Annotated in this window: 18 protein-coding genes and 2 pseudogenes; 9 read left to right on the top strand and 11 right to left on the bottom strand. The window is 56.3% G+C overall.

Going from position 1 to position 22,411, the window contains the following annotated elements:
* Positions 1-230: 230 nt before the first annotated feature.
* The 3 genes and pseudogenes from ACIPY9_RS12645 to ACIPY9_RS12635 all read right to left on the bottom strand — a co-directional run.
* Positions 231-746, bottom strand: a pseudogene (locus tag ACIPY9_RS12645) (MCP four helix bundle domain-containing protein); the annotation flags it as partial.
* Between the two features lie 170 nt (positions 747-916).
* Positions 917-1,909, bottom strand: a complete 993-nt coding sequence (locus ACIPY9_RS12640) for an aldo/keto reductase (RefSeq protein WP_400701190.1) — start codon at positions 1,907-1,909, stop codon at positions 917-919.
* Between the two features lie 68 nt (positions 1,910-1,977).
* The gene (locus tag ACIPY9_RS12635) at positions 1,978-2,967 is read right to left on the bottom strand and encodes an aldo/keto reductase (protein WP_400701187.1); all 990 of its coding nucleotides are present in this window, start codon (positions 2,965-2,967) and stop codon (positions 1,978-1,980) included.
* 356 nt (positions 2,968-3,323) lie between these two features.
* Here ACIPY9_RS12635 and ACIPY9_RS12630 point away from each other — a divergent pair, with 356 nt between their 5' ends.
* Complete coding sequence (locus tag ACIPY9_RS12630) at positions 3,324-4,562, top strand: Bcr/CflA family multidrug efflux MFS transporter (RefSeq protein ID WP_400701184.1); 1,239 nt, start codon at positions 3,324-3,326, stop codon at positions 4,560-4,562.
* Here ACIPY9_RS12630 and ACIPY9_RS12625 read toward each other — a convergent pair.
* A complete protein-coding gene (locus ACIPY9_RS12625; RefSeq protein ID WP_400701181.1) occupies positions 4,546-6,639 on the bottom strand; it encodes a PAS domain-containing protein in 2,094 nt (697 codons plus the stop codon). The genes ACIPY9_RS12630 and ACIPY9_RS12625 overlap by 17 nt on opposite strands.
* Positions 6,640-6,915: 276 nt before the next feature.
* On the opposite strand from ACIPY9_RS12625, the gene ACIPY9_RS12620 reads away from it, so the two are divergent.
* Positions 6,916-7,962, top strand: a complete 1,047-nt coding sequence (locus ACIPY9_RS12620; protein WP_400701178.1) for a class I SAM-dependent methyltransferase — start codon at positions 6,916-6,918, stop codon at positions 7,960-7,962.
* Here ACIPY9_RS12620 and ACIPY9_RS12615 read toward each other — a convergent pair.
* Positions 7,959-8,178 (bottom strand): annotated as a pseudogene (locus ACIPY9_RS12615) (DUF6434 domain-containing protein). The gene ACIPY9_RS12620 and the pseudogene ACIPY9_RS12615 sit on opposite strands and share 4 nt — an antisense overlap.
* Positions 8,179-8,515: 337 nt before the next feature.
* Between ACIPY9_RS12615 and ACIPY9_RS12610 the strand changes: the two are divergent.
* Positions 8,516-10,135 carry a hypothetical protein gene (locus ACIPY9_RS12610; protein ID WP_400701175.1) on the top strand — a complete coding sequence of 540 codons (1,620 nt, stop codon included), beginning with the start codon at positions 8,516-8,518 and terminating at the stop codon, positions 10,133-10,135.
* A gap of 172 nt (positions 10,136-10,307) precedes the next feature.
* Here ACIPY9_RS12610 and ACIPY9_RS12605 read toward each other — a convergent pair whose 3' ends face one another.
* Both ACIPY9_RS12605 and ACIPY9_RS12600 read right to left on the bottom strand, forming a co-directional pair.
* Positions 10,308-10,523, bottom strand: coding sequence for a DUF6434 domain-containing protein (locus tag ACIPY9_RS12605; protein WP_400701172.1), 216 nt, complete (start codon positions 10,521-10,523; stop codon positions 10,308-10,310).
* Between the two features lie 19 nt (positions 10,524-10,542).
* A complete protein-coding gene (locus tag ACIPY9_RS12600; protein WP_400701169.1) occupies positions 10,543-11,451 on the bottom strand; it encodes a LysR family transcriptional regulator in 909 nt (302 codons plus the stop codon).
* A gap of 95 nt (positions 11,452-11,546) precedes the next feature.
* Between ACIPY9_RS12600 and ACIPY9_RS12595 the strand changes: the two genes are divergently transcribed.
* From ACIPY9_RS12595 to ACIPY9_RS12575, 5 genes are read left to right on the top strand one after another with little or no spacing between them, the layout of a single operon-like run.
* The gene (locus ACIPY9_RS12595) at positions 11,547-13,079 is read left to right on the top strand and encodes an MFS transporter (protein ID WP_400701166.1); all 1,533 of its coding nucleotides are present in this window, start codon (positions 11,547-11,549) and stop codon (positions 13,077-13,079) included.
* Between the two features lie 50 nt (positions 13,080-13,129).
* Positions 13,130-13,861 (top strand): DUF6875 domain-containing protein, encoded by a 732-nt coding sequence (locus ACIPY9_RS12590; protein ID WP_400701163.1) that lies wholly within the window; start codon positions 13,130-13,132, stop codon positions 13,859-13,861.
* Between the two features lie 15 nt (positions 13,862-13,876).
* A complete protein-coding gene (locus ACIPY9_RS12585) occupies positions 13,877-15,274 on the top strand; it encodes a tryptophanase (RefSeq protein WP_400701160.1) in 1,398 nt (465 codons plus the stop codon).
* A gap of 34 nt (positions 15,275-15,308) precedes the next feature.
* On the top strand, positions 15,309-16,562 hold the full coding sequence (locus ACIPY9_RS12580; protein ID WP_400701157.1) for an acyl-CoA dehydrogenase family protein: 1,254 nt from the start codon (positions 15,309-15,311) through the stop codon (positions 16,560-16,562).
* 36 nt (positions 16,563-16,598) lie between these two features.
* Positions 16,599-18,083 carry a 4-hydroxyphenylacetate 3-hydroxylase family protein gene (locus tag ACIPY9_RS12575; RefSeq protein WP_400701154.1) on the top strand — a complete coding sequence of 495 codons (1,485 nt, stop codon included), beginning with the start codon at positions 16,599-16,601 and terminating at the stop codon, positions 18,081-18,083.
* A gap of 96 nt (positions 18,084-18,179) precedes the next feature.
* Here ACIPY9_RS12575 and ACIPY9_RS12570 read toward each other — a convergent pair whose 3' ends face one another.
* From ACIPY9_RS12570 to ACIPY9_RS12560, 3 genes are all read right to left on the bottom strand, one after another.
* Positions 18,180-18,713, bottom strand: a complete 534-nt coding sequence (locus ACIPY9_RS12570) for a hypothetical protein (protein ID WP_400701151.1) — start codon at positions 18,711-18,713, stop codon at positions 18,180-18,182.
* Between the two features lie 312 nt (positions 18,714-19,025).
* Positions 19,026-19,517 carry a DUF2269 family protein gene (locus ACIPY9_RS12565; RefSeq protein WP_400701148.1) on the bottom strand — a complete coding sequence of 164 codons (492 nt, stop codon included), beginning with the start codon at positions 19,515-19,517 and terminating at the stop codon, positions 19,026-19,028.
* 3 nt (positions 19,518-19,520) lie between these two features.
* On the bottom strand, positions 19,521-20,648 hold the full coding sequence (locus ACIPY9_RS12560) for a saccharopine dehydrogenase family protein (RefSeq protein ID WP_400701145.1): 1,128 nt from the start codon (positions 20,646-20,648) through the stop codon (positions 19,521-19,523).
* A 407-nt stretch (positions 20,649-21,055) separates the two neighbouring features.
* Here ACIPY9_RS12560 and ACIPY9_RS12555 point away from each other — a divergent pair, with 407 nt between their 5' ends.
* Positions 21,056-21,283, top strand: a complete 228-nt coding sequence (locus ACIPY9_RS12555) for a DUF6124 family protein (RefSeq protein ID WP_400701142.1) — start codon at positions 21,056-21,058, stop codon at positions 21,281-21,283.
* Between the two features lie 149 nt (positions 21,284-21,432).
* On the opposite strand, the gene ACIPY9_RS12550 is transcribed toward ACIPY9_RS12555, so the two are convergent.
* Positions 21,433-22,323, bottom strand: coding sequence for a LysR family transcriptional regulator (locus tag ACIPY9_RS12550; RefSeq protein WP_400701139.1), 891 nt, complete (start codon positions 22,321-22,323; stop codon positions 21,433-21,435).
* Between the last annotated feature and the right edge of the window lie 88 nt (positions 22,324-22,411).

Genomic DNA, 22,411 nt, shown 5'->3' with positions numbered 1-22,411 from the left:
TAAGCCGACTGGATCGACTGGTTCAGATCGCCACGCGCCAGACGGCGGATGGCTTCGGCCACTTCGCCCGGCTCCGCGCCCAGGGTGGATTTGACGAAGCGGATAATCACCGCAGACACCACAACGCTGAGCAGCAGGGCCACTGTCGTCGCAATCACCATCAGCAACATGAAACTGCCAGCGGCTGACTGCACATGATCCAGCAGCCCCTTTATCTGGGCTTCCTCATGATCGATCAGGGCATTGATGCGTTTGAGCCACTCGCTGTAATCGGCCGACGTCTGGGCCATCAGCATCGCCTGGGCACCGGCCTGGTCATTGTTGCGACGCAGCTCGATGACTTTCTCCGTCGAAGCCAGCGTCTTGCGCTCAATGTCCTTGATGTCTTGCAGCAGGCGCTTTTCTTCGCTCGTCACGTTTTTCTTCTCGGCGAACAGACGGTCCATCGGTTCGGCGGAAACGTCATAGTCCTTGCGCAGCCGGACAATCTCGTTCAAATGACGATTGAATTCCTGATCACTGTTGACCAGTACGGCATCGCGAATGGAAATGGCGCGGTTATGCACACTGCCGCGAAAGTTGATCGCATAACGCTGAATCAGCGCGGAGTTGTCGCTGACATACCGCAGAGTCTCGTCGATGAAACCCACTCGCTGGATCCCCACTGCTGTCACCAGCACCAACAAGGACAACACAGACGCAAAGCCCAATCCGATGCGTTTGGCCAATGAAACGGGTTTTCTCATGACGTACCCCAGCGAGAGTGAAATTGGCAGGCTTAGTAGCCAATAGCTACTAAAAAACGAGCGCAATCTACTCCCACCGAGGTAATAGGCACAATTGAATATGAAGCAATTACTTCATAAATATTCTTAATGTAGATTTGTGACTCGGAAAACGGTCATACACGCACCACTCAATGCCCCGTCATCTTCAAGGCCGCTTCGGGCAGCCGCTCACCTTGAACCTGAATCCTCGACACCTCCCGATCAATCCTGTCGAGATCTTGCGACGTCAACACCAGATCGACCGCGCCCAGATTCTCCTCCAGACGATGCGACTTGGTCGTACCCGGAATCGGCACAATCCAGGGTTTCTGAGCCAGCAGCCAAGCCAGTGCAATCTGAGCCGGTGTACTCCTCGTCTGTTCGGCGACCGATTTCACGACCTCAACCAACGCCAGATTCGCCTTGCGTGCCTCAGGCGAAAAACGGGGCACGAGGTTACGGAAATCCGTCAGATCGAACTGCGTGCTTTCGTCGATTTTTCCGGTGAGAAAACCTGCTCCCAAAGGGCTGAACGGCACAAAACCGATCCCCAGGGCTTCCAGCACCGGCAGAAGCTCACGCTCCGGCTCACGCCAGAACAGTGAATACTCGCTCTGGACCGCGGTAACGGGCTGAACCGCATGAGCACGACGGATGGTTTCAATACCCGGCTCGGACAGCCCGAAGTGCTTCACCTTGCCCTCGGCGATCAAGTCCTTGACGGCACCGGCCACCTCTTCGATCGGCACGGCCGGGTCGACCCGATGCTGATAAAAGAGATCGATGGCGTCAATGCCAAGCCGTTTGAGCGAGGCTTCGGCCACGGCCTTGATGTGTTCCGGCCGGCTATTGAGCCCACCGGAACGCTGACGGGTTACCGGGTCGAGATCGAAACCGAATTTGGTGGCGATGATGACACGATCCCTGAACGGGGCCAGCGCCTCGCCCACCAGTTCTTCGTTCACGAAGGGGCCATAGACTTCGGCCGTGTCGAAGAAGTTGACCCCACGCTCCAGGGCCTCATGGATCAGGGCGATCATTTCCCGCCTGTCACCTGCCGGGCCATAGTTGGCACTCATCCCCATGCAACCGAGCCCGAGGGCAGAGACTTCAAGGCTGTTTCCAAGTTTGCGATATTTCATGACGATTCCACTCACTGAAGATTGCCCGCTCGCGGCTCACAGGAGCGTGTGCGATGGACATGTTGCAATTAGCGCCCCACACGGGCCTGCAATGCAGCGGGATAACGGTCCCCCTGGATCGTGACCTGCTCCAGTGCCGCCCCGATGCTCTGCAGATCGCTCCCGGACAGCACCACAGTGGCCGCCCCCAGGTTTTCCTGGAGCCGGTGCAGTTTGGTCGTCCCCGGAATCGGCACGATCCATTCGTGCTGGGCAAGCAGCCAGGCGAGCGCAATCTGGGCAGCCGTCATGCCCTTGTCACGGGCGATCTGCCCCAGCAACACCACAAGAGCCTGGTTGGCCTGCAAGGCTTCGGGTGAGAAACGCGGGACCTTGCTGCGGAAGTCATCGCTGCCGAAGGTTGCATCGGTCGTGATGGCACCGGTCAGAAAGCCCTTGCCCAGAGGGCTGAAAGGTACGAAACCGATTCCCAGCTCCTTCAATGTCGGCAGGATCTCGATTTCGGGCTCACGCCACCACAGCGAATACTCGCTTTGCAGTGCCGCCACCGGTTGTACTGCATGGGCACGTCGAATGGTCTGGACACCCGCCTCCGACAACCCGAAATGCTTGACCTTGCCTTCGGCGATCAAATCCTTGACCGTACCGGCCACGTCCTCAATCGGCACCTCGGGATCGACCCGATGCTGATAAAGCAAGTCGATCACATCAGTCTTCAAGCGCTTGAGCGAACCTTCAACGGCCCAGCGGATATGCTCCGGACGGCTGTTGAGAATCTGCTGCCTGTTGTCGTCCCCGAAGGTAAAACCAAACTTGGTGGCGATCACGACCTGGTCGCGTATCGGCGCCAGCGCCTCACCGACGACCGCCTCATTGAGATAGGGCCCGTAGATTTCGGCCGTGTCGAAAAAGGTCACGCCCTGATCGAAAGCCGCCCGAATCAGGGCGATGGCCTGTTGGCGATCCGTGGCCGGACCATAGCCATGACTCAGGCCCATGCAGCCCAGACCGAGTGTGGAAACCTGAAGATTACTGTTGCCAAGCGTGCGCGTTTGCATGCGTCGTTTCTCCTGAGCGTCCGCCCTCTTCTGCACCCGGCTGAAGAGGGTGCAGGCAGGGGCCGAACCGCATGAGACATCGCCCTCATGGACGATGGATGGAACAGGAAGCAGCCGGAGCGGCTGTGAGGGTCAATCGTGTCGCGTTGTGACCTGACAATCACTGTAGCGATCGGTGTCTGGAGGGACTAGACGGAATAATCGGCAAAGGCCTGTGAATTGATTTCATGAATCCAGCCTTGATACAGGCTGTTGCAACTCATGAATTCAGCTCACGAGTACATGCGTCCCGGAACCCTTAATCGCGACGAACAACCTCTGTACGATCCCCTCCCCCCGTTCTGGAGCCCTGCTCAATGACTTCACACCAGGCCCCACCCGCCCGGACACCCTCAGGCGATACCGTGACAGAACGCGGCAGTGAACTGCGCCTGTTGTTGATCCTCAGCGCACTGATGTCATTTGCGTCGATCTCCACGGACATGTACCTGCCTGCCCTGCCCGTCATCAGCCGGGCACTGCACACGACCTCCGCCAGCATCGAGTTCACCTTTTCCGCATTTCTCGTGGGGTTCAGCCTGGGGCAATTGCTGTGGGGGCCGGTCAGTGACCGCTACGGACGCCGGACACCCCTGGCCATTGGCCTGACGCTGTTCATTGCGGGTTCAGTTGGCTGCGCCCTGTCCGACAGCGTGACGCAGATGATGGTGGGGCGCGTCGTGCAGGCACTGGGGGCCTGCGTAGGACCGGTGCTGTCACGCGCCATGGTGCGTGACCTGTATGGCCGGGAACATTCGGCGCGGATGCTGTCGACGCTGATTCTGATCATGGGCATCGCCCCGCTGGTCGGGCCGCTGCTGGGCGGCCAGGTGCTCCTGTTCTGGTCCTGGCAGGGCATCTTCTGGATTCTGGCGGGTGTCGGCGTACTGACCCTGCTGTCGCTGCGGCTCCTCCCCGAAACGCTGCCCGCTTCACGGCGTTCGACCCTGCCACTGCGGCACACCTTCATCAGCTATGTGGAACTGCTGGGCGATATCCGCCTGATGGGCTATGCCTTGTCCGGAGGGTGCTTTTATGGCGGCGTCTATGCCTTCATCGTCGGCACGCCTTTCGTGTACATCGAGTATTACCATGTTTCGCCACAGGCCTACGGCTGGCTGTTCAGCCTGAACATCCTGGGCATGATGGCTCTCAACTTCCTCAACAGTCGCCTGCTGCGGCGCATGGACAGCGAACAGCTCTTTCACATCGGCACCTGGCTCTTCGCCCTGTCCGGCCTCGTACTGGCCATGAATGCCTGGTTCGGCTGGGGCGGGCTGCCCGGCCTGGTGATTCCGATCCTGCTCTACATGTCCATGAACGGCCTTATCGTGGCCAACTCGGTCGCCGGAGCACTGTCGGCCTTTCCCCACAAGGCTGGTGCAGCCTCTTCACTGCTGGGGGCCATTCACTATGGCAGCGGCATCCTGAGTGCGGCGATGGTGGGATGGTTCTCGGATGGAACCCCCTGGACAATGGCCTGGATCATGGGGCTGGCCGGGATTGCCAGCCTGGGGATTGCCATGTTCTCCCGGCCGTTCATTCGTCCTGATTGATCATTTCATGGATACGGCTGGCAAAGGCCTCCATGGTGAACGGCTTGGTCAGCACCCACATGCCCGGTTCAAGATGACCGTTGCCGATAATGGCGTTTTCCGCATAACCGGTAATGAACATCACCTTGAGGCCAGGGCGCAGCACCCGGGCCGCGTCAGCCAGCTGGCGACCGTTCATGCCGCCGGGCAGGCCCACGTCAGTCACCAGCAGGTCCACACGCCTGTCGGAACTCAGCAACTCCAGAGCCGTCGCGCCATCCCCGGCTTCGATGGACAGATAGCCATTGTCTTCGATCACTTCACTGACCAGCATGCGAATGGTCGGCTCATCGTCGACAATCATGACGCTCTGCAGGCGCTCGGCCCGGATCAGGCCTGTCGATTCGGTTTCGAGCGTGTCCTGTGGCGCCCCCAGATAATGACGAGGCAGGTAGAGACACATGGTCGTGCCCTGATCCTTTTCCGAATAGATACGCACCTGCCCACCGGACTGACGCACGAAGCCATAGACCATCGAAAGCCCCAGGCCTGTGCCCTGCCCCAATGGCTTGGTGGTGAAGAACGGGTCGAAGGCACGATTGATGACCTCCGGCGACATCCCGGTCCCCGTGTCGCTGACACACAACGAAAGGTATTGCCCCGGCGACAGGTCACGGTCCCGTGATGCACGATCGTCGATCCATTTATTGGCCGTTTCGATCGTGATGCGCCCGCCTTCGGGCATCGCATCACGGGCATTGATGCACAGGTTCAGCAATGCATTTTCCAGTTGGGGCGCATCGATGAGCGTCGCCCACAGCCCGACCGAGGTCACCACTTCCACCGTGATGTGTGGCCCGACAGTGCGACGGATCAACTCTTCCATACCGATGACCAGCCGATTGATGTCCACCGGTTTGGGATCGAGCGTCTGGCGTCGTGAAAAGGCCAGCAGGCGATGCGTCAGCGAAGCGGCCCGCTTGGAAGCATCCCGGGCGGCCGCGACATAGCGATCGATCTCGGTATAACGCCCCTGGCTCATGCGCACCTTGAGCAGTTCCAGCGAACCGGTAATGCCCGTTAAAAGGTTATTGAAGTCGTGGGCGATTCCGCCCGTCAGTTGCCCGACCGCCTCCATCTTCTGTGACTGGCGCAAGGCTTCTTCGGCCTGGCTCAAGCGGGCCTGTTCGTGAAGCCGCTCGCTGACATCATAGGCAAACAGGTAGGCACCGATCTGCTGCCCATCGGCATTGCGCAGCGTGCTGTAGCGAATCTCGTAATAACGTGTGCTGTCGGTCGAGTCGACAAAGCTGGCGATTTCAATGAATTCCTCTCCGGCCAGCGCCCGCGCCCACAACGCCTGGATAATCGCCTGGCTGTCAGGACTGTGCCGGAGCAGATCAAGCATGTTGTCACCGATCTTCGGCATCGTGCCAAACAGGCGCTCGAACTCCCGGGCGGCAGAAGCATTGATTGCCAGCCAGCGGTAATCGGGATCGATGACATGAATGAAGGCGTTGGTCCCGTTGACCACATCGGCCAGCACCTTACGCTCGGCCACAGCTTCGACGATACGAGCCTCCAGCGTTTCATTCAGTTGCTGCAGCGCAACCTCGGCACGCTTGCGCTCGGTGATGTCCTGGAACAACACCGCCACCTGCTTGCGACTGGCCGGCTCGATCCGAAAGGCCGTCAGCGCCAGGTAACGCCCGGTCGCCACCAGCTCGCGCTCGAAACGGACCGGCTCGCCGGTACGCAACACCTCGCCGTAGCGCTCGACCCAGCCATCGGCCTCATCGGGGACCATTTCGCGAAGCTTCTGCCCCACCACATTGGCAATCCCGGCATGAAAGGCATAAGCCGGATTGGCCTCGACATGAATGTAGTCACTCAAAGGTCCATGAGGCCCGTCGAAAAACTCGATGATGCAAAAGCCTTCGTCCATGGAATCGAACAAGAAACGGTAACGCTCCTGAGACGAGGCCAACTCCATTTCGGCCTTCTGACGGCTGGCGCACAGTTGCTCCTTGAGGCTGACGTTTTCCTGCTCAAGCGCCTTCAACTGGCTTTTCAGGCTTTCAATATCGGTCGGAGTCAATGCGGCTGTACCTGGAGGGTAGGAATAACGCTGTTTCACATTAAGCAGGACGGCATGCGCACGCTACGAGAAAAAACGGCTGCTGGCAAAGTTAATGGCACTTCAGCATCAGTAGAACACTCAACACCGGACAAATTCCATGACCGACTAAACTGAATGGGCCATTGCGGGTCCTGAAGGATCTTGCAAAGGTTGCAGTCATCCAAAATGGCCACTGCCCGGCATGTCGTTGTCTGAATCCCCTCCTGAGCAGAGGCCCCCACAGGAGGACAAACAATGAACGAAGAAAAACTCCATGCGTTCATGGGCAGACTGGTCAACGACATGGGCGGTGCCGCCATGCTCGCCAACATGATCCTGGGCGATGAGTTGGGCCTGTATCGCGCCATGGCCGACAGCCAGCCCCTGACCCCGCAGGAACTGGCCGACAAGACAGGCTGCAACACTCGCCTGCTGCAGGAATGGCTCAGCGCCCATGTTGCTTCAGGCTATATGGAACATGAAGACGGCAAGTTCCACCTGCCGGAAGAACAGGCCCTGGCGCTGGCCATCGAAGACTCCCCGGTGTACGTCACAGGCGGGGCCGGTGTCATCGCCGCCCTGTTTCACGACAAGGATAAACTGATCGCGGCCATGCAAGGCGATGGCGCACTGGCCTGGGGCGAGCATCATCCCTGCATGTTCCGGGGCACGGAGCGGTTTTTCAGGCCTGGTTACCGTGCTCACCTGATCGCCGAATGGCTGCCGGCACTGGAGGGTGTGGTCGACAAGCTCAACGCCGGAGCCAAGGTGGCGGATATCGGCTGCGGCCATGGCGCATCGACCATCATCATGGCCCAGGCCTTCCCGGCTTCGCAGTTCATCGGCTTCGACTACCATGCGCCGTCCATCGAAACCGCCACCCAGCGAGCGCTCGACGCAGACGTGGATGACACCGTTCGCTTTGAACAAGGCAGCGCCAAGGACTATCCCGGCAACGATTACGACCTGGTCTGCTATTTCGACTGCCTGCACGACATGGGCGACCCCGTCGGCGCCGCCCGACATGCCCTGCAATCCCTGAAACCGGACGGCACCGTGCTGCTGGTGGAGCCTTACGCCAACGACCGGCTCGACGACAACATCACGCCAGTCGGCAGGCTGTTCTACTCGGCGTCCACCTTCATCTGCACACCCAACTCCCTCTCCCAGGAAGTCGGCCTGGGACTCGGTGCCCAGGCAGGAGAAGCGAGATTACGCGAAGTGTTTACCGAAGCCGGCTTCACCCGCTTCCGCCGCGCGGCGGAAACCCCTTTTAACCTGATCCTGGAGGCCAGGGCTTAAACCTGCTGACCGGCGTCCGGGCTTTTGGCCTGACGCCGGTTCAGCCATTCATTCGCCACATCCCCCATGGTTTTTTCCTTGCCGTCAGTAATCCAGGCCATGAAGGGTCGGTCGAACTTGAAGTCGGGGCCGCAGTGTTGGGTCATGAAGCGGCGGACGTTTTGGGTGTTTTTGTAGGTTTGGGTGATGGGGGGCGGTGTGCCAATTGAAGGGCATGGAATGTTCTGAGGCTGGGATGTTAACTGACGCTTTTTTCTGCAATCGCCTCTAATAGATCAGGGCATAGGCTTTGTCGACTGACAGGATATTAACGTTGAGAACAGATCGACATTATATGCCTTAAAAATCTCATATTGGCCAAGCAACTCAAGTATCGAACAGCAGTCCATGCGTCAGATTTTAAATTTCCAAAAACAATAATGGCACTTTGACAATCGCTGACTATAGTCATGCTGACTGGCTGATGAGACTTGCTTCCAGTGTAGCGTTCAATATATCCGGCCATCCATATAACTTGGCAATAAAGGGTCTAAACCGACCTAAGGAGTATGCCATGCAAAAACTGAACTGGGCAGGCTTATTAATAATAGGCATCAGCCTCATGGGTTGTTCTGACAAAAAATCAGTGATGGAACCTTATGAAGCCACATTAGACGTGGGCAGTTCCAATGCAAAAAACTTCCACTCCATCTTACACTTCCCCTCCGGCACAGCCTTGCATTATCCAGGTTACATTGTTGCGATCGAAAAAAGCCCTCAGTCAATTGTCGGAGGCCCCAAACCCTACCCGGAAGTCAGCTTTGTCAAAAGCGGTCAATATATAACAAGCGAACCGCCCAGCACATCTGATACAAGCAATATTATAAATCGCTTTCAACGCCATGACCGCAAAGCAATGTTCATCTCACATATTGTCCAGAATCGCTTCACGGAAAACGATACCATCGCCCACAAGCCCTACCTGTCTACAACGCACTGCTTTGTTTACAACGCCTATGCGGCAAAACCTTTAGCGTTGATAAAAGAAGATTATGATCTGGCCAAGATCAGCGACTGGCATGCTTGCAGAATCTCGACCAATCTCGACAAGGTCGATGCCCGCACTTACCAACTGTATGACTATGGAAAATATGCACTGGCGTCTTTGGAGACCAACCTCACTCAAGATCTGCTAGATGGAAGCTACACGCATATCCTTGTTATCGTCATGGGATGGAACACCTCCCAGCAAGAGGCCGTGCGCAACTTCAATGACCTCACAGGCAATGTGATTGCCGCCTCTCTGGAGAATAAAAAAGGTCTCCAAGAGACCGGAACAAGCCGAAACGAGGCTCTGGACACGTCTAAAACCAGCCATGGCCCCTTCCGGCCTCTGGTGATTGGTGTTACCTGGCCATCTTACTGGTCCAACTCGATAGGCAATGTACTAAGTTATGCAAACAAGGCAGGAGATGCTGACGAGATCGGCCTGTCGTGGCTTAATAAAATCCTTAATGAAACCATCCCCAATAGCCTTGCTGCCTCAGGCAGTCATGCGCGAATCGTGACATTAGGGCATAGCTTTGGAGCCAGGGCGATGACAAGAGCCATTTTTAGCTCGCCGGCCTTGGTTCCAATCAATAAAAAGTTCCCTGATCAGAACATGGTCACCAGCCCTGTTGATCTTGCAGTAGCACTGCAAGGAGCCGTGAGTATCAATCGATTCGTTCCAAGCCTGAGCAATGAGGGCGCACCGTATCGTGATTATGCAAAACTCAAGAATACAAAACTGGCATTTACAGCCGCGGCCAAAGACAGTGCTGTCGGGTCCCCTTTTATCGTCTGGACTTCACCATCAGGTTCTATAAGCTCCTACCGTAAGGCATGCGACACCCCGAACTCTCCCTATAAGGACATATTTGACTGCATGGCAGCATCCGACACATCTGCAACGTCAAATGGGAGTTTTCGTATTTGCAAACAAGGAGAACCCGGCTGCTCCGATCCCTTCAAGAAAGATGGTCCCTTACAAAAAGTAGCGTATATCGACACTTCCGATGGCATCACCCAGTTCAACTCACCTGGGTCAGGTGGCGGTGCTCACAGTGATATTTACAGGCTGCCGATGGGACGTTTACTGTGGAAATTTATAGAAGAGTATGCAATGAGCAGCCCTACTGAAAACACCCCATAAACCGAGTGGCTGCTGCCGTTTACTGACGAAGGGCTTTGAAGCATCTTTCGTTCAAAGCCCTTTATTCAAATAATCACCGTACTCCGATTGTCTTACTCCTGCACAATAGCCAGACCAAGGCCCATTCCTTGGTCAGAGACGGGCTGGCAGCTAACCATGGGTAATCGGTGAGTTAGCGGTGTGGCTGATACCGGCTCAACCATTCATTCGCCACATCCCCCATGGTTTTTTCCTTGCCGTCAGTAATCCAGGCCATGAAGGGTCGGTCGAACTTGCAGTCGGGGCCGCAGTGCTCGGTCATGAAACGGCGGACGTTCTGGGTGTTTTTGTAGGTGGGGGTGATGGGAGTTGCATGTGTGATGGGGTCAGAGTGCCAGTTGAAAGGCATGGGCTTTCTCATATTCAAGTTATTCTGGAAACCGGGCTTTGGCCCAGCACTGAGCGATCCAGTCACACAGGAGTTCGACTCGTTGAGGCACATAGCGCCCTTTCAGACGAACCAGATGAACCGGCAATGCAGGCAATGACCACTCTTCAAGCAACTCAATCAGTTGGCCTGATGCCAGCGCTTCGTCAAACAGCCATCTGGGGCCAGCATGAATGCCTGCTCCGTCCAGCACGGCCCTATGGATGGCACCTACATTGTTGAGAAAGAACGTACCTGTCAACTCTACCGTCTGTTCAAGCCCCTTGCGCTCCAGTTTCAAGCGGGTGCGATTTCTGTCACGACCGAGCGAATAAAGCAGCGCACGATGCGCCGACAAATCAGCAGGTGTTCCGGGAAGGGTCTTGTCTGCGAGGTACCTGGGGCTCGCACAAAGCACATTGGGCATGCTGCCAATACGTCGGGCAACCAGTTCGGATGTCGGCAACTCTCCCACGCGCAACGCGACATCGATCCCTTCGGCCATCAGATCCAGGCGGCTGTCGGCCAGTACCAGATCGAACTTGATTCCCGGGTGAAGTTGCTGGAATGACGTAAGCCATGGCGTGACATAGCGCTCACCAAAATTGACCGGAGCGGTCATCCGTATGCCACCGCTCACCACCGGTGACGTCGTATCAAGGTCCGCCAGAACCCCTTCCATCTCATCGATGAGCGGGCGCATCTGCTCATAGGCACGCGTCCCGGCGTCAGTAAGCGTCAGGCTCCGGGTAGAGCGATTCAGAAGACGTGCATTGAGCCGGCCCTCCAACGAACTGAGTCGCCGGCTGACCGATGAAGGCTCCAGCCCCAGGTCTTCGGCTGCTTTGGAAAGGCTGCCCCGTTCGACAATACGAAAGAACAGACGCCACAAAGAGATTTCATCATTCATGCGCATTACGCAATTAAGTTATGGTTTTGGCGTCATGTCAATGCGCATATCGCTTCAATAAGATCTGGCCGACAGCCATTTCCTACGAGCGCTCCATGACTGAAACCTCTTCATCCCGTCGATACTGGGTTCTACTCGCCGTCTGCGCAGCCGGGTTGATTCTGCCGCTGGAATACACCGGGCCGGCAATGGCATTACCGGCCATCCAGCAGGATCTGGGAGGCAGCCCCATCGCCCTGGCGTGGATCGTCAACGCCTTCGCACTCAGCTTCGGCAGTGCCGTAATGGCTGCCGGTGCGCTGGCCGATCAATATGGGCGCAAGAAAATGTTCTGCTGGGGGATTGGCAGTTTTGCGATTCTTTCTCTCATTGTCAGCCTTGCCCCGAGCGTTGTTATTCTTGACCTGCTCAGGGGAGCACAAGGGTTCGCTGCGGCCCTGACCATGGCTGGCGGGTCTGCGACCCTGGCACAGGAATTCGACGGACATGACCGAACAAGGGCGTTCGGCCTGCTGGGCACAGCCTTCGGCCTGGGACTGGCCTTCGGTCCGGTCATCTCCGGCATCATGGTCGAGCTGCTGGGGTGGCGATCGATTTTCTTTCTCGGTGCGATATTCGGGGCCGCAGCCTGGATGATCGCAGCGCCTTGCATGCGCGAATCACGGGACCCTGATGCCGGTCGTCTGGACAAGTCCGGACTGGTCACGTTCACCGCTTTCCTGCTTCTGCTGACGTTCGCCATCATGCAGATTCCTCAGCATGGATGGCAGAGCCTGCAGGTCATTGGCTTACTCACTGCTGCCCTTATCGTTCTGACCGCGTTCATCATCCTCGAGAATCGTCATGAACGTCCCATGCTCGACCTGTCCCTGTTTCGCTATCGCCGCTTCGTAGGCGTCCAGTTCCTGCCTATCGCGACCGCCATCTGCTTCATCGTCCTGTTGATTCTGCTGCCCATCAGGTTTATCGGGGCTGAAGGCATGAGTGCAACAGAAGCAGGGGCAATGATGATGGCTCTGTCGGCCCCGATGATGATCGTACCGTTCATTGCGACCGTACTGGCACGCAAATTCAACTCTTCGACACTGTCTTGCCTCGGACTGCTGCTGGCAACCATCGGGCTGGGCTGGCTGGCCAATGTCCCCGTAGGTTCTTCCTGGATGCTGATGGCCTTGCCGATGTTGTTGATCGGTATCGGCACAGGGCTGCCGTGGGGGCTGATGGACGACCTGTCCATCAGCGTGGTGCCCATTGAACGAGCGGGAATGGCCACAGGGATCTTCACCACCATGCGTGCCTGTGGAGAAGCCATTTGCGTTGCTGCCTCACTCGCATTGCTGACAGGCCTTCTGCAACAGGAACTCGCCCCCCTGGCCACAACCGCCCAGACCCTCGACGCGGGAATAAATGCCATCGCCAATCACATGGCAACCGGAAACATGCCCGAAGCCAAAAACCTCATGCACACCCAAGGCACCGGCACCCTGGAACAGATCTACAGCAACGCCTTCAGCATCATGCTTTATGTGCTGATGGCCCTGACCTTGATTGCAGCAGCAGGCTGTAGCTGGGCACTGAGCTCACCCGTTGTGCGGAGCGCAACCGATAGCAGAAGTTATTCCGACTGATTCGGCATGTTTTTCAACATGGACATCATTTCTCACGACAAGGAAGACGTATGTCAAACATGAAGCTGTCTCAACCCACCTCTCGTGGACTCAACCTTGTTCCCATTTCAGAAGCGCTGCGGGGTACTTCTGCTTCATCCTTACATTCAGAGTCGCTGACAAGAATTGCACGATGGTGTGTTGAATACTTGTGCAAACCTCATCCCGAAGTCGGCCGCTCAGGTGTCGTCTGCCCCTGGACACCGGCCGCCATGAAACGGGAAACGTTCTGGCTGGTGGATATCTATACCCAAGGCCGAAGCCGGGAAGAGATCAACGACGATATCCTGTCTTTGATCGACAGTTTCAAACGCCAACTTCCCCATGAGGGAAACGCCACCCAATTCAAGACCATTGTCGGCGTGCTGCATGGTCTCGAGCCCAGCGAAACCGTCAACACTCTTCATGCTCGGCTCAAACCTGCATTTCTGGACGCCGGTCTGATGCTTGGAGAGTTTTATGAAGGCTGTGAGAAACCCGGCCTGCGAAACCAGAACTTTCGCCCCTTACGCGCCCCCACCCCACTGCTGGTAGTCAGAGAAATGGTCGAGATTGACATCGCCTTTCTCGCAGACCGCCCTGCCTTCATCGATGCCTATCTGCGCCAGCACGGTGACAGAGGCAAAGTGGCAATCAGACAGGTACTCAATCAAAACGAAAAACTGGCCTTTACCCAGACCCAAATCGATGCGTTACGCGCAATTACTCGTGATGGCGAACTTGCAGTCAAAACAATCAAGTAAACAAGGAAAAGCATCATGGCCAAAAGTATTCCCGAACCGTTCCGCATCAAAATGGTAGAGCCGCTCAAGACCACGACACGCGAATATCGCGAAGCAGCACTTCGCCGCGCAGGGCTCAATCCGTTTTTGATCAGGGCTGAAGATGTCTTCATTGACCTGTTGACTGACAGTGGCACCGGTGCAATGAGCGATCAGCAATGGTCGGCACTCATGCGCGGCGATGAATCCTATGCGGGGAGCAAAAGCTTTCATCGCCTGAGTGATACGGTAGAGCGCCTGTTCAATTATCCGTACACCATTCCAGTCCATCAGGGCCGGGGAGCCGAACAGATTCTTTTTCCTTGCCTGGTCGAGCGCGCCATCAAGCGGGGTGCCACGGCCCCGGTGTTCATTTCCAACCATCACTTCGACACCACCAAAGCCCATGTTGAATTTGCGGGTGCCCAGGCAAAGAACCTGATCTGCAAGGCCGCCCTGGACACATCGAAACACGATGACTGGAAGGGAAATTTCGATCTGGAAGCACTGGCCACAGCCATTGAAATCAACGGAGCCGAACAGGTCGCGGCGGTCGTCATCACCATTACGTGTAACAGTGTCGGCGGTCAGCCTGTCTCGATGCACAACATCAAGTCCGCCGCCTCTCTGGCCAGACAACACGGTATTCCGGTCGTCATCGACGCAGCACGGTTTGCCGAAAATGCTTACTTTGTGAAACAGCGAGACCCGGACTATCGGGACAAAAGCCTGAAGGACATTGTTGCCGAGACGTTTGCCGTTGCAGACGCTTTCACAATGTCAGCCAAAAAAGATGGAATGGTGAACATCGGTGGGCTGTGCTGCTTCAAGCAGGACGAACAGCTTTTCCAGCGCGTGCAGCGCCAGTGCGTACCACTGGAAGGCTTCATCACCTATGGAGGCCTTGCAGGGCGCGACATGGATGCGATGGCCGTAGGGCTGGAAGAGGCCTGCGACGAGGACCATCAACGCAGCCGGATTGCTCAGGTTGCTTATCTGGGAGATCGCCTGCAAGAGGCGGGTATTCCAATCCAGACACCCGTAGGCGGGCACGCCGTATTTGTCGATGCCGGGCGCATCCGCCCCGATATTGCACCTCATCATTTCCCTGCACAGGTTATTTGCAATGCCCTGTACCTGGAAAGTGGCGTTCGGGCGACAGAGATAGGCTCATTGATGATGGGGCGACACCCCGTCACTCGCCAGCAGGAACCCGCCTTGTTCGAACTGATGAGGCTCACCATTCCTCGTCGCACATACACCAACAATCACATGGACTACGTCGCCGAATCCCTCATCAATGTCGTGAACAGAGCCGATCGTTTACGTCCGCTGGACTTTGAGTACGAACCAGAAGTTCTTCGACAGTTTACGGCCCGCTTCAAGGAAATCTGATCGGTCTCTCAATCGGCATATAAGGAAATTACGCATGACTATGCTCGGGGCCCTTGAGGCCACTGCTGCCCTGGAGTTTCACGCACAGCCCTCCTCCATTCTTGAAATAGCAGAAGGATTAAAAGACTCACTGCGCAAGGATCAGGACATCAGCGATGCACAGGGTACTTACAGTCCGACCCTGCATGATTTTTTCAAGGAGCATGGATTCTACAAACTGCTGCTGCCCAAAAAGTATGGAGGCTTACAACTGGATCTGGCGGACTACTACCGCATCATGATCGCCATATCACGAGGCCATCCATCGATTGGCTGGAATCTGACACTGGGAGCCGCACACAGCCTTATTGTGGCCTCCCACTGGCCAAAGGAAGTGCAGGACGAGGTTTTCGGCAATGACAGCCATTTCATTGCACCGCACAGAGCGTTTCCCGGGGGAACGAGCAGACGGGTAAAGGGCGGCTTCATTGTTGACGGCGTCTTCAACTACTGCACCGGTATCACCTACTCGACACATGCCATTGTCAATACGCTCATTCATGAAGAAGGTGCTCCACCTCTTTCTCTGAACTGCATCGTGCCGCGCCGGGATTACACGATTCTCGACGACTGGGGCAACGACAAGACCCTTGGCATGCGTGCAAGCGGCTCAAACAGTATCCGCCTCGACTCGGTATTCGTGCCCGAGCGGATGGCAACGCCTTTCCATGGTTTCTTCGCCAATCAGGATGTCACCCAAGGCACCCATGGGACTCGCCTGCATCAGTCTCCTCTTTATCTGGGCTATCTGATGCTGCCCTATCACGCCAACCTTCTGGCTCCGATCATTGGTGCGGCACAGGCAGCCCTTGATGAGTACAAGGAGTTGCTACTCACACGATCACTGCCTTTCGATCCGGCACTCAAACGCTTTCAGGACACGAACTATCAACGCGCCTACGGACAGGCCCGTACATTGACAGAAGCGGCACAAGCCACGCTGCTGCACATGTGCGAGCAACACAAAAAGCTGGGGGAGCGATGGCAGGCGACCACGCAACCCATCACGATCGAAGAGAACATTGTGGCGTGGGGCGTGTTGCAACAAGCCGGCCGCCAGGCGTGTGAAGCCGTCGAGTTACTGTTTCGTACAGCCGGATCAACCGAAGCACGCAGCCACTCAAGGCTGCTGCGCTATTTCAGCGATGTGCAAATGTACCGGGGCCATGTCGGCTCACAATGGGAAACCTTCGCGCCCTATGTTGCCCGCGCCGAACTGGGTCTGCCCCTTGCGTTTCTCGGTCTATAAGGCCCACTCACTCTCGAATCGAACAGGAGGCACAGCATGTCCAGAACCGGCCAGCAATACATTGAGAGCCTGAGAGACGGCAGAATCATTTATCTCAACGGTAAACGCGTCAAAGACCCTGTCAGCCACCCGGCATTCAGCAAGGCCATTCATTCAGTTGCCCGGCTGTACGACTATCAGGCAGAAAACATCGACACAATGACCTTTACGACGCCAACAGGCGCACAGGTCAACAAAGCCTGGGAAATACCCGATACCAAGGAAAAACTGGTAGCGCGCGCAGAGGCCGCTTACGCCTGGGCACAACAGAGTTGCGGCTGGCTGGGACGCTCCCCGGATCACGTGTCGGCGGCGATCACCGGCATGATTACCCATATCGAGGTCTTCAAGGACTATTCGTCCGAACGCGCTCTGGCGCTTCGAAAGTACTACGAGTACGCACGGGACAAAGATCTCTACCTGACCTACACAATCGTCAACCCACAGGGCGACCGTTCCAAATCGCCCGGAGAACACGATCAAAACCTGTTTCATACACTGGGCGTGGTCCGCGAAACAGCAGACGGGCTTATCGTTCGCGGGGCCAAAATGCTGGGGACCGCTGCGGTACTGGCCGAAGAGCTTTTTGTCGGTGTCCAGAACCCGATGAAACCGGGCATCGACGACCGATATGCCCTGTCTTTTGCCACCCCCTTGAATGCAGCCGGGATCCGGATTCTTTCCCGTCGTTCCTACGCGGAAAATGCCACGTCATTCGATTACCCGCTCAGTCATCGATTCGATGAGAACGACGCCGTTGTTTATTTCGACAATGTTCTGATTCCCTGGGACCGGGTATTCATCCATGGCGATGTACCCATGTGCCGCAAGCAATTTCACAGCACGGCAGCCGAAGTGCTCATGGATACCCAAAGCCAGGCACGGCTGGCAGTCAAGCTTCACTTCCTCGCGAGCCTGGCTCAAAGGATGACAGAAGTGACAGGCGTCAATGAGTTTCCGGCAGTACGGGAAGCCTTGGGTAACCTTGCCTGTCACGCCTCCGTGATCGAGGGCCTGTTCCGCGGGCTCATCCATAACCCGGTCAGACACGGTCCCTACTTCATTCCCGACCAGACGCAACTGTATGCCTGCCAGGCCGTTGCCCAATCGATCTACCCTCAGGTGATCGAAACCATACGCAAACTGGCCGGCGGCGGCGTCATCATGCTGCCGTCCCATGTTGACGATTTCGCCAATGATGAAATGCGCCACTTGATCGATGCGACCCAATACTCAAGCATCGTGAATTCGACCGAGCGGGTGCAATTGATGAAACTGGTCTGGGATGCCATTGGATCGGAATTTGGTTCACGTCATACGCAATATGAAATGTTCTATTCCGGCCCACATTTTGTGGCACTTGCACGGCTCTATAACAAATACGACTGGGGCTTTGGCAAGGGGATGGCGCAAAAACTGCTTGATGAAAAAGGCCAGGAAATCACCAGACCGAAGCTTGAATCGGTGAGTCATCTTGCCTGATCAGAATGTCGGCTAGTACAACGGCGCCCACGAAAAACCGCTGGCCTGATCGGGGTTCAGGTCAGCGGGCCAAGTCAGTGAGAGCGACACGTCCAGTCATTTCAGGCTGTCCAGATACGCCTGAAACTTAGGGGCAATCCTGTAATCTTCAGCATTGATCCGGCAAAGCCGGTTAACGTCGGCATCGTGCTCAAAATCCTCAGGCACGACTGTAATCCGGTCCTCAGCCAATACGGGTTGCTGCTCATCGATGATGAGATGCATCAGAAACTCAGGTACCAGAATCAAGCCATGAGCGTGTGTCCCGCTGCTGAGCAACGCAATGGATGTCGCCATGGGGTGACTTTCACCACTATTGACCTTGAGGATAAGTTGAATCCCGAAACCGGGGTTCTTGCCCAATAGATAGCGCTTGAGCCCTCTCATGAAGACTTTATTGATCGGCCGCTCTTCAGCGATCACCTGGCGAAACACGCAAGAAAGGAAAAAATACTTGATTGCGCTGATTTTTTCCGGAGTAAAGAAAAACTCCAATTCATCCTTGTACTTATTGTAGATTTCTACCCCGCCATATCCCATGAAACGCTGCTCATGGAAACTTTGGGCAACATCGGAAATGATGGATGCCATTGCAGTCTCCTTCTTTGAAAACCGCCCCTCACAAGGTTCACAAAGAAGCAGAGTCTTATACTGCCTGCCAATCTTTTGAATGGTGCCAGACTCATTGTTGACCACTACCGGGTCTTTCTCGTGCTCTTTTTCGTAAGGCTGGTTTCTACGAACGATCTGATAGATGAACCTTGGAATGATGTGGCTCGATTTCAGAGGTTTTCTTAATGTGCAAAGAGCACATCGTGGTGTACGTTCACTTTTTAACAACATTCATCCCTCAACCGTTACAAACCGAATGCGCAAACCATCAAAGAAAGCCCCTGCCCCAAGTCAGCCGAGCATCCCCATAAACTGCCAAGGCGTCATCTTCATCACCATCATCAACACAATCACAAACATCCCCGAAAACCCGGCCACTCCCATCCAGAACCACTTCCGGTAAACCGCCCGATACGCCTCTCCTAGCATCATCCCCGAGTCAGCCGCCGCCAAGGCCATCCTCTGCATCCGCGTTTGCAAGACCAGCACGGGCAGCCAGAGTGAGCCCACGCACAGGAAAATCACCAGCGAGGTCAGCACCCATTCAGTGGTCAGGGGCAGGCCCATGAGTCGGGTCAGCAGGTAGCCGGTGATGATCTGGATGAATCCAGCGGGAGTGGTGATCCAGGCGTCGAAGCGCACCACCATTCTGGCGACGTGGGCGATGACTTGCGGGTTGGCGGTACGGCTGGCGGCGATGAGGTACAGGTAGGAGCCCATGCCAAAACCGAACAGGAAAATCGCTGCGATGATGTGAAGGTATTTCAGAAAAAGGTAGGTCATGAATCAGCGCGGCTCTTCGGAAAACTGCACTGACAGATGAATATTCGACGGTTCGTTGATAGCCGCCAGGTATTCATCAACCGTGATTTCCCCCACGCAGGCTCGGGCGCCGGGTTCGGGTTGGTAGCCGCGGTTGATCTTTTCCATCAAGGCGACGGCTGCACAGCTTGGGATTTCCGGGCCTTTGTCATTGGAGGCGGTGAGTTGCACGGTCAGCAGCAGCGGCCTGGCATCGTGGTCAAGGCCCCGCACATCGATGAACATCGCGCTTTTGCCGTCGCCAAACCGTTCAAACCAAGTACCCCAGCGATGCAGCCGTGCAGGCCAGGTCGCGACCGAACGAAGCAGCCCGATTCTGACCGCCAGCGCCAGCAGGTAGTTGGCGATACCGCCGAGCTTCAGGCCCGAGCCGGCCTTGAAGCTCAGGTTTCGGGCGCCGTAGCGAGCGGCAAAGATATCCATGTCAGGAACATCGACATTGGCCAGCAGCCGGATGCCCATCATCGGCATCTTGCGCAAGGTCAGACCTTGCCAGCCCGATACAGCATGCACTTGCCCTGCCTTGAACTGGTTGATCGGCTTGCCGGCATACGCCAGCACGCCTTCGATGGTCGATAAGCCCGGCATTTTCGCGGAGGACGAAATACCGTGATCGATCGTGTCGATGCGGGTAAAGCGATGGCGGTGTTGATCGATGATGGCCGAGGACAGCGAAGGCACCGAGCTGCAACCACTGAAAATCGCCACACCTGCCTGCCGGGCTCGTACATCGAGGGCAGCAATGCCGTTGACGAAATGACGGCAGTCAGACAAATCGCAGTAATTGACGCCCACCTCGATGCAAGACTCGGCAATGGCATAGGACTGCCCTTGAAACGGCCCCCCCGTATGAATCACCCACTGAATGCCCATCTGCACAAGCGCAGGCTGCAAATCCGCATCCATGGCATTGCCGCACCAGCTTTCCACAATCGCACCGGACGACTGTCGAAGCGCTTCGACCTTGGCGGATAACTTTTGCGCATCACGACCGGCGATGACCAGCTCGATACCCGGTACGACAACCAGATGTCGGCAGATGATGCTGCCGAAATTTCCGTAGCCACCGATCACCATCACCCTGAGCGCCATGCGCAACATCCTGTCCATTGATTGATGCGGCGGAGCTTCGCTGATCTCCCTCCAGAGGGCAATCTGTATGTCTGCTGGAAATGTATTTGTAGGCTTTATCCCTTTCTATCAGATGACATTTCCGAGAGAATCCCCGCCCTCTTGCGCCTCTCGTTTCGGGCTACTAACGTGCGCCGGTCGCTGCATATCAGTGATCGGGTTTAGTCGCCCAGTTGTGTTAGGCGCATGGCGTCACCTGAGTCCGGTGATTTTTATCATCCGCACTTTTATGGTGGCCGTGCGCAGGGCATCTTCGGATGCGCCGGATCCTAACGCCCGGTCGACTAACCTGCGCATGGCTGCCACCTTCGTTTAGTCGCGACAGCGGGGCAGCGTTATTCAATCAATAGCGTTAGGAGTCATCCAGCATGCTCAATGCCGAACCTGCTTTACCTCTCTCCCCGGCTCAAGACACCACTCTAGAACAGTCCCTCTGCTACGCCTCGGAACTGCTCAGTTGCGCCGCCGCAACCGCCTATGAAAGCAGCGACCGCTTGAGCGGCACGCATCGACATCTGGCACTGTCCGTCGTGCATCTGGTAGAGCTGGCCAAGACCGTGGTGGATCGCTCGCTGAACGGGATTGAAGTGCGCTGAAACCCGCCTGTGGGAGCGAATTTATTCGCGAAGAGCCCAGTCCGCTGTAGCCTAGTCAGAAGCCGTCCAACTTTTGGGGCGCACTTCACCGGCTCTTCGCGAATGAATTCGCTCCTACAGTATTTGAGCCAGGTAGCAGATTTACGACGTCATTCACGGGTCTGGAAATAGTCTTTCGCCATACGCAAGAACGACGGCAGTGCCGGGTTGTCGTTATCGCTTCTGGACACCATGTACACCTCTGCACGCGGCTGGGCATCTTCCAGGGGCAGGAACTGCAAATGCCCCATGTGAAGCTCACGGGCAGCGGCGGGTACGATTGCGACGCCCAGCCCCGCCCGCACCAGCCCCAGAATGGAATGGGTCTGGCCGAGGTAATGCAGGTAGCGCGGGGAAACGCCCGCCATCGCGAACAGGCCGACGATGCAGTCATAGAAATATCGCCCTTCATCCGGCGAATACATCACGAACGGCAGTTGATCCAGATCGGCCACGGCAATGCTCGTGCGCTGCGCCAATGGATGAAGGTTCGACATGACAACCAGCAGCGGCTCGTTGCAAATCAGTTGTGAATCGAAGCCGAGATGAGGGGCTGCCCGCCGTACAAACCCGACATCGATCATGCTCGCGGACAGAGCCTCTGTTTGCGCGCCCGACACCATTTCATGCAGCTCGAAACCGACATCCGGAAGCACCTGGGCTGCATGCCCCAGCAGACCGGGAATCAGGCTGTAACCGCTGACCGCGGTAAACCCCAGCAGCAATTGCCCTGCTTCACCCCGGGCCAGACGTCTGGCCGCGGTGCCAGCCTGTTCGGTGTAAGCCAGGACGTGCCGGGCATCACGCAGGAAGTGCTGCCCGGCCACCGTAAGTTGCACGTTGCGATTGCTGCGCTCCAGCAACGTAACCCCCAGTGAGCGCTCCAGCATCTGGATCTGGCGGCTCAGCGGCGGTTGGGTCATGAACAGGCGTTTGGCTGCACGGCCGAAATGCAACTCTTCGGCAACCATCACGAAACAACGAAGTTGGTGAAGCTCCATGATTCAATTCTTGTATTGAACGATACAGTATCAATGTTAGACCGGCATCGATCGTTTTCCTACCCTTGAACGACACGCAGGTGACTGC

The sequence above is a fragment of the Pseudomonas sp. NPDC089734 genome (assembly GCF_044748865.1).
Classification (GTDB): Bacteria; Pseudomonadota; Gammaproteobacteria; order Pseudomonadales; family Pseudomonadaceae; genus Aquipseudomonas.
Note: the sequence above shows the minus strand (reverse complement) of the source record. Positions and strands in the feature narration are given on the sequence as shown.